10 protein-coding genes are annotated in these 12,638 nt (G+C 63.5%); 1 reads left to right on the top strand and 9 read right to left on the bottom strand.

Going from position 1 to position 12,638, the window contains the following annotated elements:
- Positions 1–105 precede the first annotated feature (105 nt).
- The 9 genes from B7G53_RS14685 to B7G53_RS14645 all read right to left on the bottom strand — a co-directional run bounded on the left by B7G53_RS14685 (position 106) and on the right by B7G53_RS14645 (position 11,615).
- Positions 106–1,089, bottom strand: coding sequence for a tripartite tricarboxylate transporter substrate-binding protein (locus B7G53_RS14685; RefSeq protein ID WP_096668954.1), 984 nt, complete (start codon positions 1,087–1,089; stop codon positions 106–108).
- 313 nt (positions 1,090–1,402) lie between these two features.
- Positions 1,403–2,650, bottom strand: coding sequence for a phenylacetate--CoA ligase family protein (locus B7G53_RS14680; protein WP_096668952.1), 1,248 nt, complete (start codon positions 2,648–2,650; stop codon positions 1,403–1,405).
- Positions 2,651–2,863: 213 nt separating this feature from the next.
- Positions 2,864–3,685, bottom strand: coding sequence for an ABC transporter ATP-binding protein (locus B7G53_RS14675; protein WP_096668950.1), 822 nt, complete (start codon positions 3,683–3,685; stop codon positions 2,864–2,866).
- Positions 3,686–3,811: 126 nt separating this feature from the next.
- A complete protein-coding gene (locus tag B7G53_RS14670; RefSeq protein WP_096668948.1) occupies positions 3,812–5,140 on the bottom strand; it encodes an ABC transporter substrate-binding protein in 1,329 nt (442 codons plus the stop codon).
- A gap of 132 nt (positions 5,141–5,272) precedes the next feature.
- A complete protein-coding gene (locus tag B7G53_RS14665) occupies positions 5,273–6,349 on the bottom strand; it encodes a branched-chain amino acid ABC transporter permease (RefSeq protein ID WP_096668946.1) in 1,077 nt (358 codons plus the stop codon).
- Between the two features lie 131 nt (positions 6,350–6,480).
- Positions 6,481–7,410, bottom strand: a complete 930-nt coding sequence (locus B7G53_RS14660) for a branched-chain amino acid ABC transporter permease (protein ID WP_096668944.1) — start codon at positions 7,408–7,410, stop codon at positions 6,481–6,483.
- A 125-nt stretch (positions 7,411–7,535) separates the two neighbouring features.
- Complete coding sequence (locus tag B7G53_RS14655; RefSeq protein WP_096668942.1) at positions 7,536–8,318, bottom strand: ABC transporter ATP-binding protein; 783 nt, start codon at positions 8,316–8,318, stop codon at positions 7,536–7,538.
- Positions 8,315–10,261 (bottom strand): AMP-dependent synthetase/ligase, encoded by a 1,947-nt coding sequence (locus B7G53_RS14650; protein ID WP_096668940.1) that lies wholly within the window; start codon positions 10,259–10,261, stop codon positions 8,315–8,317. Before B7G53_RS14650 ends, B7G53_RS14655 begins: the two co-directional genes overlap by 4 nt.
- Before the next feature lie 154 nt (positions 10,262–10,415).
- Positions 10,416–11,615, bottom strand: coding sequence for an ABC transporter substrate-binding protein (locus B7G53_RS14645; protein ID WP_096668938.1), 1,200 nt, complete (start codon positions 11,613–11,615; stop codon positions 10,416–10,418).
- Positions 11,616–11,758: 143 nt separating this feature from the next.
- On the opposite strand from B7G53_RS14645, the gene B7G53_RS14640 reads away from it, so the two are divergent.
- Positions 11,759–12,499, top strand: coding sequence for a Crp/Fnr family transcriptional regulator (locus B7G53_RS14640; protein ID WP_096668936.1), 741 nt, complete (start codon positions 11,759–11,761; stop codon positions 12,497–12,499).
- Positions 12,500–12,638 lie beyond the last annotated feature (139 nt).

Genomic DNA, 12,638 nt, shown 5'->3' with positions numbered 1-12,638 from the left:
GGTCGGGGTCATCGTGTCAGTGGGATAACCCGGGGCACCGGGCGTTGGACGGGCAAAAAAAAGCCGCCGGGCTGTTCGCCGGGCGGCTTTCCATGGAGGGGGTGTTTAGTCGGCGAACTGTTTGGCGGCTTCAATCACCGGCTTGAGTTTGGCGATTTCGCTGGCCACAAAGGCCTTGTGTGCCGCCGGTTCCACGCGTTTGTCGGTTACAACGATCGCGCCCAGGCCTTCCTGCTTCTTGATGAAGTCGGGGTCTTTCAGCGCGAGTTTGAGCGCCGTGTTCAGCTGTGCCTGGATGGCCGGGGGCGTGCCCTTGGGGGCATACAGGCCGTGCCAGATGGTCAGGTTGAAGCCTTTCAGGCCCATGTCCTGCAGGGACGGGTAGTCCTTGAGCAGCTTGTGCGAGGACAGGGGCTTAGCCGTGGTCACGGCAAAAGCCTTGACGCGGCCGGCCTCGATCTGGCCGGTGGTGTTGGTGGTCTGGTCGCACATCAGGTCGACCTGGCCGCCGACCAGCGCATTCATCGCCGGGCCGGTACCGCCGAACGGAATGGTGGTCATGGCTTCCTTGGCGTTGATCGCCGCCTGCCACATCAGGCCGCACAGGTGCGAGGCTGAACCCAGGCCGGCATGGGCAATGTTGAGCTTGCCGGCATTGGCCTTGATGTAGTTCTCGAAGTCACGGTAGGTGTTGGCTGGCAACTGGGGCTTGCCAATCAGCGTCATCGGCACTTCATTGATCATGCCCAGGTACTCGAAGTCCTCCAGCGGCTTGTATTGCAGCTTGCGGTACAGCGCGGGGGCGGAGGCCATGCCGATGTGATGCAGCAGCAGCGTGTAGCCGTCCGGGTTGGCCTTGGCGACCTTGGTGGCAGCAATCGTGCCGCCGGCGCCGTTGACGTTTTCCACGACAAAGTTGGCGCCGGGCATGTTTTTGCGCATGGCCTCGGCCAAGTCGCGTGCCACGCGGTCGGTCGGACCGCCCGCTGCAAAAGGAACCACGATGGCAACCGGTTTGGAGCTGGGATAGGTCTGGGCGTTGGCGAACAGCGCCGTCGCGGCTGCGGCGAGGACTAGCAGGCGTTTCATCAAGTATCTCCGTTGATTTGAATGGCTTCAGTGTAGGGGCCACAGGCGCCGCCGTCATCGCGGAAACTACGTAAGGACAAGCACTCAGCCCCCCGGGAGCCGTGCCGTATGCGCAACCAGCCAAGGCTGCGGAACCGGCTTGGCCGGACCGCAGGCGCAGCACCCCCTCGGGGGGCAGAGAGCGACACGCAGTGCGCGAGCGTGGGTGGTTTTTCTCTACCAGCAGGGGCCGCGGGTCCGGCTCCGCCGGCCCGCAGGCGCAGCGCCCCCTCGGGGGGCAGAGAGCGACACGCAGTGCGCGAACGTGGGGGCCCTACTTGTAACTTCGGGCGTCCTCGATGACCTTGCCGTCGTTGGGCAGGCTGCCCGGCGCCATCAACTCGACATTACCGCGCAGCTTGGTCACATCGCGGATCGCCTCGCTGATCCGGCTTTCCAGCCCCTGCGGCATGGCGGAGGCTTCCACCTTGAGCGTCATGCTGTCGCTGGCCATCTCGCCGGTGACGACCAGGCGCGCCTTGAGCACCTCCGGAAAACGCCGGGTGATGTCGGCCACCTGGCCGGGGTGTACAAACATGCCCCGGATTTTCGTGGTCTGGTCGGCCCGGCCCATCCAGCCCTTGATCCGGGTGTTGGTTCGCCCGGTCGGACAGGCGCCCGGCAGTATTGCCGAGAGGTCGCCTGTGCCAAAGCGGATCAGCGGGTAGTCCGGGTTCAGCGTGGTGACCACCAGTTCGCCGACCTCGCCCTCAGGCACCGGCTCGCCTGTGCCGGGGCGGACAATTTCCACAATCACGCCTTCGTCCAGCACCAGGCCTTCGCGCGCGGACGTTTCGTAGGCGATCAGCCCCAGGTCGGCGGTGGCGTAGCTCTGGTAAACCGCCAGGCCGTGCCCGGCAAACCAGTCGCGCAGGCTGGGCGGAAGCGCCTCGCCACCGGTCAGGCCCTTGCGCAGGCTGGAAATGTCGCTGCCGGTCTCAAGCGCTTTCTCGACCAGGATGCGCAGGAAGCTGGGTGTTCCCATGTAGGCCTCGGGCCGGAGTTCGGCGATCGCCTGGAGCTGCTGCTCGGTCTGTCCCACCCCGGCCGGAAAAACGCTGCAGCCGATCGCATGCGCACCGGATTCCATGATGAAGGCACCCGGCGTCATGTGGTAGCTGAACGCGTTGTGGGCCAGGTCGCCGGCACGAAAACCTGCGGCGAACAGGGCGCGGGCGGCACGCCAGTAGTCCGGGGCGGTACCCTCGGGCTCGTAGATCGGGCCGGGGGATGAAAAAATGCGCGGCATCTTCGGGCCGCGCAGCAGCGTGGAAAAGCCGCCAAACACGTCGGTGCCGCGAGCCGCCTGCTGGCGTGCCTGCAGCTCGTGCTTGCGTGTGACCGGCAGCCGTGCCAGCGCTTGGCGCGACATGACGTCCCTGGCTTGCAGCCCCGCCAGAATGGCGCCAAAGGCCGGCGCCGCCTTTTGCGCGTGCGCCACCTGCACCGGCAGTGCCGCCATCAGCTGGGTCTCGCGGGCGGCCGGGTCCCGTGTTTCCAGCGCGTCGTAATACTCAGTCATAAGATCTCCGAGGGAGCGTTGGGCTCCCCTCTTTACCAGCAGGGGCCGCGGGACCGGCTTTGCCGGACCGCAGGCGCAGCGCCCCCGCGGGGCTGGAGCCTGCGGCTCCAAAGCTGCTTGCGCAGCTTTGGACAGGCGACAGGGGCGAAGCGTCTCGCAAGCCGCGGCCTGCAAGGCCTCGGGCGCTACACGCAGTGAGCAACCGTGGGGGCTTCATGCCAACCAGCGCTTGCGGCGCTTGTAACTCTTGACGTCCTTGAAGCTCTTGCGTTCGCCGCCGCCAACGCCCAGGTAAAACTCCTTGACGTCTTCGTTGTTGGCCAGGTCACTGGCCTGGCCGTCCATCACGATGCGACCGCTTTCCATGATGTAGCCGTAGTCGGCGTATTTCAGGGCCATGTTGGTGTTCTGCTCGGCCAGCAGGAAGGTCACTTTTTCCTTCTGGTTGAGGTCTTTCACGATGTTGAAGACCTCCTCGACGATCTGCGGCGCCAGGCCCATCGAGGGCTCGTCGAGCAGCACCATGGTGGGGCTGGCCATCAGCGCGCGGCCGATGGCGCACATCTGCTGCTCGCCGCCCGAGGTGTAGGCCGCCTGCGAGGTGCGCCGGGTTTTCAGGCGCGGGAAATAGTTGTAAACCTTCTCGAGGTTGGCCGCCACTTCGGCCTTGCTTTTGAGCGTGTAGGCGCCGGTCAGCAGGTTTTCCTCGATCGTCAGATGGGCGAAGCAGTGCCGGCCCTCCATGACCTGCACCACGCCGCGTTGCACCAGGTCAGCCGGCGACAGGTTTTCGATGCGTTCGCCGCGCAGCTCGATCGAGCCCTTGGTGACCGCGCCGCGTTCGCCCTGCAGCAGGTTGGAGATGGCCCGCAGGGTCGTGGTCTTGCCGGCGCCATTGCCGCCCAGGATGGCCACGATGCGGCCCTGCGGCACCTGCAGGGACACGCCCTTGAGCACCAGGATCACGTGGTTGTAAATGACCTCGATGCCATTGACGTTCAGGACGATATTGCTGGCGGTGTCAGGTTTTTCCATAAGAATGTTTCTGCTTGTTGCTGTCCAAACGGCAGCGCTGCAACAGGGGCTTGAAGCGCTGGCGTTTGGCGGCTCTCGGGAGCCGCGCCCCCTCCCGACGGGCGGGAGGGGTATTGGCCTGAAAAATCAGGACTGGCAGTCTGCCGGGGTGCGTGCCGTGAGTTTTTTCTCGGCGGCGTACTTGGCAGCGGTGGCCTTGACCAGCGGCTTGATGATCTGATCATCCGCCTGCAGCCAGTCTGACGTGAACTTCCAGCCTTTGCCGTCCCACGTGTGGATACGGGCCCAGGAGGCGCCCATGTGGTCCGTGCACGAGGTGCTGATCGGACGCATCACGCCGGCGAAACCCAGCCCGTCGAGCTTGGCCTGTGTCAGGTTCAGGTTTTCCAGGCCCCAGCGGACCTGCTCACCGGTCATGACCTTGCCTTTGCCGAAACGTTCCTGGGCGGAGCGAATGCCTTCGAGGCCCAGCATGGCGCTCATGGCGCCGCGCATGTAAAGCACCTGGCCAACTTCGTCCTTGGGACCTGTGCCCTGGCCCTTGGCATGCACCATGGACAGGATGTCCTTGACGACCTTGGAGTTGGGTTCGGCACCGTGCTGCATGGTTACCGCGTTGTAACCCTTGGCGCCGTCGGCCACGTCTTTCACATCAGGCTCCGCGCCTGCCCACCACACGCCGTACATCTTCTCGCGCGGGTAGCCGGTGGCCTGGGCTTCCTTGATGGCGGTGGAGTTCATCACGCCCCAGCCCCACAGTGCCACGTAATCGGGGCGGGACTGGCGGATCTGCAGCCAGGTGGCTTTCTGCTCCACGCCCGGTGCGGTGACCGGCAGCAGCTGCAGATTGAAACCGTGCATGGCCGCGCGTTCCTGCATCAGGGGAATGGGCTCCTTGCCATAAGGACTGTCGTGATAGACCAGCGCGATGCGCTTGCCCTTGAGCTTGTCAAAGCCGCCTTCTTTCTTGGCAATGGCCTGCAGGATGGCGTCAGCGGCCACCCAGTAGGTACCTGCGATGGGGAAATTCCACTTGAACACCGTGCCGTCCGCGCTTTCGCTGCGGCCGTAGCCGATGGTGACCACGGGGATCTTGTCGATCGGTGCCTTCTCGGTCAGCGCAAAGGTGGCGCCGGTGGACAGCGGTTGCACCAGGGCGGCGCCCTTGCCCTTGAGCCGTTCATAACATTCCACGCTGCGTGCGGTGTCGTAGCCGGTCTCGCATTCCTCGAAGGAAATCTTCACGCCGTTGATGCCGCCGCGCGCGTTGGTCAGCTTGAGGTAGTCGACATAGCCGTTGGCCCAGGGCGCGCCGTTCGGTCCGTAGGGGCCGGTGCGGTAGGACAGCACCGGAATGAACTGCTCCTTGGCCTGAGCGAATGCGCTGGTCGTCACGACGGACGATGCGCCAGTGGCAAGGACTGCCGCTGCCAATATCAAGTTGCGAACTGTCATTGTTGTCTCCTAGAAATTAAAAATACACCCAAAAAAACTGACACCCCAGTAAACGGTCAAATCAAGCAAAACACATCGGTGGTTCCCAGTAATCCTTAACCCTGATGCCCCCTGATGCCCCCTGATGCCGGCTCAGTGCGGGAACGGCCAGAGCCGCATTTTCTGCTTGCCGACCGACCAGAGTTTGGCCAGGCCGTGCGGCTCCACGATCAGGAACCAGACGATCAGGCCGCCGAAAATCATCAGTTCTGCATGCGACACGCCGGCGGTGGAAATCTCGATGCCAAACAGGCCCGCGAACACCGGCAGGAACTGGTTCAGCGCGATCGGCAGCACCACGATGAAGGCCGCGCCGAAGAAGCTGCCCATGATGGAGCCGAGGCCGCCGATGATGACCATGAACAGCAGGCGAAACGACTGGTCGACAGAAAAGGCCGCTGGTTCCCAGGCGCCGAGGTAGACAAAGGCCCACAGCGCGCCAGCCACGCCAATGATGAAGGAGCTGACGGCAAAGGCGCTGAGCTTGGCGTACATGGGCCGGATGCCGATAACGGCGGCCGCCACATCCATGTCGCGGATGGCCATCCATTCGCGACCGATCGCGCTGCGCACCAGGTTCTTGGCCAGCAGGGCCATGATCGCCAGCACGCTCAGGCAGAGCAGGTAGCGGCTCACCGAGCTCTCGATGGGAAAGCCGAACACCTGCAGGTTGGACACCGACACCGAGCCCGACGGGGTGTCCAGCGTGAACCACTTGATGCGCAAAAACATCCAGTCGGCAAAAAACTGCGCGGCCAGCGTGGCCACCGCAAGGTACAGGCCCTTGACGCGCAGGCTGGGCAGGCCGAACAGGATGCCGAAGAAGGTCGCGCACAGGCCGCCCAGAATCAGCGCCGGAATCAGCGGCATCCCGGGGATACGCACAAAGAAGTTGTAGGCACCGTAGGCGCCGACGGCCATGAAGGCGCCGGATCCCAGCGAGATCTGGCCGCAGTAGCCGACCAGGATGTTCACGCCGAGCGCAGCCAGCGACATGATCACGAAGGGAATCAGGATGGCGCGAAACAGGTAGTCGCTGGCCAGCATGGGGACGGCCACGAAAGCAATGGCCAGCAACAGCGCGATGGCAACGCGGTCCTGCAGGATGGGGAAGATCTGCTGGTCTGCCCGGTAGCTGGTTTTGAATTGGCCGTTTTCTCTGTAGAACATATTTGGGTATCTCGTTGATCTTTTAGCTGCGACGCGCTTCGCTTAACTTTGCTGCGCAAAGTGAGTCTTCGCTGAAAAATAATCCTTCGCCGTATCCGGCGAAGAACCCGCAAGCGTGTTGATCGCGTATTTCATACGCGATCGATTATTTTTTCACCGAACAGGCCTTGCGGCCGGAACAGCAGGAAACCGAGGGCCAGCACGTAGGCAAACCAGATCTCGATGCCACCGCCCACAAACGGGCCAAGATAGACCTCGGAGAGTTTTTCGCCGACGCCGATGATCAGGCCGCCAATGATGGCGCCGGGCACGGAGGTCAGGCCACCCAGGATCACCACGGGCAGGGCGCGCAAGGCCACGGTGGCCAGCGAAAACTGCACGCCGAGCTTGCTGCCCCAGATCATGCCGGCCACCAGGGCCACCACGCCGGCCACGCACCAGACGATGACCCAGATGCGGTTCAGCGGAATGCCGATGGACTGTGCCGCCTGGTGGTCGTCGGCCACGGCGCGCAGGGCCCGGCCAGTGGAAGTTTTCTGGAAAAACAAGCTCAGCGCGGCCACCAGCACGGCGGCGATCAGCGCGGCGTACAGGTCTTCCTTGTTGATCAGGATGCCACCCGGGAACACCGAGTCCAGCACGAAGACCGGGTCTTTCGGCATGCCGATGTCGATCTTGTAGATGTTGCCGCCAAAAATCGTCTGTCCCAGGCCTTCCATGAAATAGGCAATGCCGAGGGTGGCCATCAGCAGCGTCGCGCCCTCCTGGTTGACCAGGTGCCGCAGCACCAGGCGTTCGATGAACCAGGCCACGACAAACATGATCACAGCGGCAATCGCGAAAGCGGCGATGTTGGCCAGCAGGAGGCTCTCCATGCCGGTCCACTGCGGAATCCATTGCGAGAAGCGGGCCATGGCCAGCGCAGCGAACAAGACCATGGCACCTTGCGCGAAATTGAAGACACCGGAGGCCTTGAAGATCAGCACAAACCCGAGCGCGACCAATGAATACAACATGCCGGCCATCAGGCCGCCCAAAAGTGTTTCCAGAAAAAAGGCCATCAGATGCTCCAATTTCCAGTGACGGCCGCAGAACCGGCTTCGCCGGGCTGCAGGCGGCGTCCCCTGCAAGGGGAGAGGCGGCTACGCGAAGCGAGTCCGCCACAGGGGTGTGCCAGGTTATTCATTCAGTGACTCGTTCCTAGATATGCCTTGATCACGTCCGGGTTGTTGCGGACTTCGTCGGGGGTGCCGTCGCCGATCTTCTTGCCGTAGTCAAGCACCACGACGCGGTCCGAGATGTCCATCACCACGCCCATGTCATGCTCGATCAGGACCACGGTGGTGCCGAACTCGTCGTTGACGTCGAGCACGAAACGGCACATGTCCTGTTTTTCCTCGACGTTCATGCCGGCCATCGGTTCATCGAGCAGCAGCACCTGCGGCTCCATGGCCAGCGCCCGGCCCAGGTCCACGCGTTTTTGCAGGCCGTAGGGCAGCTGGCCCACCGGGGTCTTGCGGTAGGCCTGGATTTCCAGGAAGTCGATGATTTTTTCCACCGCTTCCCGGTGCCTGAACTCTTCCCGTTCCGCCGGCCCGATGCGCAGCGCCTGCATCAGCAGGTTGCTTTTGATCTTCAGGTTGCGCCCGGCCATGATGTTGTCGAGCACACTCATGCCCTTGAACAGCGCCAGGTTCTGGAAGGTGCGCGCCACACCCATGACAGCCACCTGGTGGCTGTTCATGTGTTTGAAGGTCTGGCCGCGGAAAGTGATGGAGCCCTGCTGCGGCGTGTAGACGCCGTTGATGCAGTTGAGCATGGAGCTCTTGCCGGCGCCATTGGGGCCGATGATGGCGCGGATCTCGTGCTCCTTCACGTTGAAGGAAATATCCGCCAGCGCTTTCACGCCGCCAAAGCTCAGGGAGATGTTGTGGACGTCGAGGATGACATCGCCGATTTTTTTGCTCATGCTGCGGCCTTCACCGGTGCAAAGGTCTGGGTGTCACTGATCTTGAGCGTGGCGCTGACGCTGCCACTGCGGCCGTCTTCAAACTTGACCACGGTTTCAATGAACTGTTCGGTTTTTCCGCTGTACAGCGCATCGACCAGCGGCTGGTACTTGTCGGCGATGAAACCGCGGCGCACCTTGTTGGTCCGCGTCAGTTCACCGTCGTCGGCATCGAGTTCCTTGTGCAGCACCAGGAAGCGGCTGATCTGCGAGCCCGCCAGCAGGGCATCGGCGCTCAGGTCGGCATTGACCTTCTCGACACACTCCTTGATCAGCTGGTAGACCTCGGGTTTTTGCGCCAGGTCGGTGTAGCCGGCGTAGGGCAGGTTGCGCCGCTCGGCCCAGTTGCCGACCGCGTCGAAGTCGATGTTGATCATGACGCAGACCTTGTCGCGGCCGTCGCCGTAGGCCACAACTTCCTTGATGTGCGGAAAGAATTTCAGCTTGTTCTCGACATACTTGGGCGCGAACATCGCGCCGTCGTTGGCGCCGCCCTTGATGCGGCCGACGTCTTTGACGCGGTCGATGATCTTGAGGTGGCCGCTGGCATCGAGAAAGCCGGCATCGCTGGTGTGGTACCAGCCGTCGGCCGTGAGCACCTCCGCCGTGGCGGCCGGATTTTTGTAATAACCCTTGAGCAAACCGGCGGACTTGACGAGGATTTCACCGTTGTCGGCCACCTTGATTTCAACACCCTTGATCGGCACGCCCACCGTGTCGGCGCGCGCCTGGTTGTCCGGCTGCAGGCAGACAAACACGGCCGTTTCGGTCGAGCCGTAAAGCTGCTTGAGGTTGATGCCGATGGATCGGTAGAAGGTGAACAGGTCGGGACCAATCGCTTCACCGGCCGTGTAGGCGACCCGGACCCGGCTGAAGCCCAGGTTGTTGCGCAGCGGGCCGTAAGCCATGACCTGGCCCAGCGCGTAGAGCAGGCGGTCGCCGGCGCCCACCGGCTGGCCATCCATCAAGGCCGGGCCAACGCGTTTGGCCACTTCCATGAAGAAGTGAAACATCTTGCGTTTGAGCAGGCCCGCGTCTTCCATGCGGATCATCACGCTGGTCAGCAGGCCTTCAAACACCCGTGGCGGGGCGAAGTAATAGGTCGGGCCGACTTCCTTCAGGTCGATGGTGACGGTGCTCGCGTTTTCGGGGCAGTTCACCACATAACCGCAGCACAGCCACTGGGCGTAGCTGAAGATGTTCTGGCCGATCCAGGCCGGCGGCAGGTAGGCCAGCACTTCCTCGTGGCTGGTCAGCTTGTCGAACTCGGCGCCGGCTTCGGCGCGGTCGAGCAGGGTGTGGTGCGTGTGCACCACGCCCTTGGGGTTGCCGGTGGTGCCCGAGGTGAAGAACATGGCGGCCACGTCGTCAGGCTGCGCCTGCTCGACCTGGTTCCTGAAAAACGCCGGCTGGCTGGCGGCCAGCGCCTGGCCCGAAGCGATCAGCGCGTCGAGGGCGACCAGGCCCGGCTCGTTGTAGTTGCGCAGCCCGCGCGGGTCGTCGTAGATGATGTGGGCCAGCTGCGGACACTGCTCGCGGATGTCCATGAGTTTGTCGACCTGCTCCTGGTCTTCGACCATCGCAAAGCGGACTTCCGCATTGTTGATGGGGAACACACATTCGGCGCCGACGGCGTCCTGGTAGAGCGGCACGGCAATGGCACCCAGCGACTGCGCCGCCAGCATGGTGGCGTACAGCCGCGGGCGATTCGCGCCAACCACGACCATGTGTTCGCCGCGCCGCAGGCCGGCCTGGTGCAGGCCGCAGGCGATGTGTTCCACCAGCGCGGCCATGTCGGCCCAGCTGTGCGCCTGCCAGATGCCGTATTCCTTCTCGCGCATGGCCGGCGCCGTGGGGCGCTCTGCGGCGTGTTTCAGCAGCAATCGGGGGAAGGTGGTCTGCATTCGGTACCTTGTCTCCAGTGTTCAGTGCGGCTTCCCGCTCAGGAGAAGCCGCTTGGCGTGGAATGAATAGTAGGACTGGCTTTGACGTTACGGTGTCATTGCGACGACAATTTCCGGGTAAGTCCTAGTGGGGTGTGCCCGGGGTGCGGTCCTGTTATCGGATAAAGCGGCCATCGCGCGCAACCATGGTGAGTTCGACGAAGCGCGACGCGTTCGTCGCCGAATCGCTGAAGCTCACTTCGAAACCGCCCAGGTCGTAGCGCTTGAGGTTCCAGGTGCTGTCGACAAAGCTGCTCCGTGTCGGGTTGCGTCCCGCCAGCCGGAGCGCTTCGGCGAAGACCCGGGCATTGATATAACCCTCCAGCGCCAGATGTGACGGCGCCAGTGTCACGCCGGCCGCCTTCCAGGCCTGCTGGAATTCGCGAACGACGGGCACCACGGTGGCGTTCGGCAAGGGCACGACCTGGGAAATGGCGATGCCGGTCGCATCGTCGCCCATGGCCTTGAGGGTGGCGGCGGCTCCCATGATGGAGAGGGCATACAGCGGCAGCCCCTTGCGGTGCATGCGCATCGCCTTGACAAAGTCGATGGTGGGTTTGCCCGCCAGTCCGACCAGCACCGCCTCCGGGTTCGAGGTCGCGACCTTGGCCGCGGCTGCGCCGGCGTCCGCGGAGTTGTTCTCCACGGTCACGATGGCCGTGGCATCGAGCTTGTGCCGGCTCATGGAACGCTGCGTGGCGTCGAACACTTCCTTGCCGAAGGAGTTGTTCTGGTAGACGATCGCGATACGCTTGACGCCGATGGTCGCGAGGTGCTGCACCAGCTGTTCCGCCTCGTCCGCGTAGCTGGCGCGGATGTTGAACACGTTGCGGGCATTTTTGGGCCGCGCGGACAGGGCGCCGGAAAAGGGTGCAAAAAACGGAATGCCCGATTCCATCACTTGGGGCAGCATGGCCTCGATCATGGGTGTGCCCATGCAATTGAAGAGCGCGAAGTTGCTGCGGTCTTCAATGAAGCCCTTCACATTGGCGAGCGCACGCTTGACGTCGTAACCGTCATCAACCGCGGCGAGTTCGATGGGCCGGCCGTTCACCCCGCCTTTGGCATTGATGGCCGCAAAACATGCCTTGGCCCCCTGGTGCATGGCCTGGCCCAGTTCGCCCAGCGGGCCGCTGAGTGCTGTGGACTGCGCAATTTTCAGGGGGGATGTGTTGTCGGCGCGCAGGGGTGCGTGAAAGGCCACGGGCAGCGCGGCGAGCGCGCCCAGCACGCTGCGGCGTGTCAGCTGGGCGGCCTGGGGGGCGCTTGGTGCCGCATGCCCGTGACGGGGCGAGAAGGGGGGCGTGGTGGTCATCGGGTCCTGGCTGGAGCTTGTCATTGGAGTGGCCAGATGCTACGGGGTAGATTGACAATGAAATGTCTATCCAGCGACAATTCAAGGGTGTGCCCTCTCCGGAGTTTCCCGAGGGGGATTCCTTCACCTGACCCTTGTGACCCGTGTCCACTGACCTGACCCTCCACCAGCGCCGCAGGACGCCCACCCCTGAAGAACAGCAAGGCATTCCCTGGCTGTGGCAGTTGCTGCCGGAGGAACGCGCGCGCGCGGTGGCGCAACTGCAGGTGGGCGACGCCGCCGCCGGCGACTATGTCTGCCGTGTCGGCCGGCCGGTGACCTACTGGTTCGGGGTGGTGGAGGGCCTGCTCAAGATGAGCGCCGACAACGCCCAGGGACTGACCATGACCTTCACCGGCGTGCCGCCCGGGGGCTGGTTCGGCGAGGGGACGGCGCTCAAGCGCGAGCCCTACCGCTACAACATCCAGGCGCTGCGCAAAAGCGTGGTGGCCGGCTTGCCGGTCGACACCTTCCACTGGCTGCTGGACCACTCGATCGGTTTCAACCGCTTCGTGATGAACCAGCTCAACGAACGCCTGGGCCAGTTCATTGCCGCGCGCGAGATTGACCGCATGTCCAATCCCGACCTGCGCGTGGCGCGCAGCCTGGCGGCCCTGTTCAATCCGGTGCTCTACCCCGGTGTCGGCGAGATCCTGCGCATCACCCAGCAGGAACTGGCTTACCTGGTCGGGCTGTCGCGCCAACGCGTGAACGAGGCGCTGTCCAACCTTCAGGCGCAGGGCACGATCCGCATTGAATACGGCGGCTTGCGTGTGCTGGACCTGGAGGCGCTTCGGTCCAGCGTATTCAGCACGCCGGCTTCACCGCGGCAAGACCGGGCCTGAGCCCGCAGGCCGTTTCTGCCCGGGACCGGTTCATGGCGCGATGAAGATGTCTGACTGACCATGACACAAGCTGCTGCATGGCGTGCGTGCCGCTAAGTGGAAACCCTCTGCAGGGCCCCCGATGAGCGACGTTAGCATG

This window comes from Polaromonas sp. AET17H-212 (assembly GCF_002379085.1).
GTDB lineage: Bacteria > Pseudomonadota > Gammaproteobacteria > Burkholderiales > Burkholderiaceae_C > Polaromonas.
This window is presented reverse-complemented; position numbering and strand designations above follow the sequence as displayed.

Excerpts from the sequence above, each read along its gene's own strand:
- B7G53_RS14685 (WP_096668954.1), bottom strand. The coding sequence starts at position 1,089 with ATGAAACGCCTGCTAGTCCTCGCCGCAGCCGCGACGGCGCTGTTCGCC.
- B7G53_RS14680 (WP_096668952.1), bottom strand. The coding sequence starts at position 2,650 with ATGACTGAGTATTACGACGCGCTGGAAACACGGGACCCGGCCGCCCGC.
- B7G53_RS14675 (WP_096668950.1), bottom strand. The coding sequence starts at position 3,685 with ATGGAAAAACCTGACACCGCCAGCAATATCGTCCTGAACGTCAATGGC.
- B7G53_RS14670 (WP_096668948.1), bottom strand. The coding sequence starts at position 5,140 with ATGACAGTTCGCAACTTGATATTGGCAGCGGCAGTCCTTGCCACTGGC.
- B7G53_RS14665 (WP_096668946.1), bottom strand. The coding sequence starts at position 6,349 with ATGTTCTACAGAGAAAACGGCCAATTCAAAACCAGCTACCGGGCAGAC.
- B7G53_RS14660 (WP_096668944.1), bottom strand. The coding sequence starts at position 7,410 with ATGGCCTTTTTTCTGGAAACACTTTTGGGCGGCCTGATGGCCGGCATG.
- B7G53_RS14655 (WP_096668942.1), bottom strand. The coding sequence starts at position 8,318 with ATGAGCAAAAAAATCGGCGATGTCATCCTCGACGTCCACAACATCTCC.
- B7G53_RS14650 (WP_096668940.1), bottom strand. The coding sequence starts at position 10,261 with ATGCAGACCACCTTCCCCCGATTGCTGCTGAAACACGCCGCAGAGCGC.
- B7G53_RS14645 (WP_096668938.1), bottom strand. The coding sequence starts at position 11,615 with ATGACCACCACGCCCCCCTTCTCGCCCCGTCACGGGCATGCGGCACCA.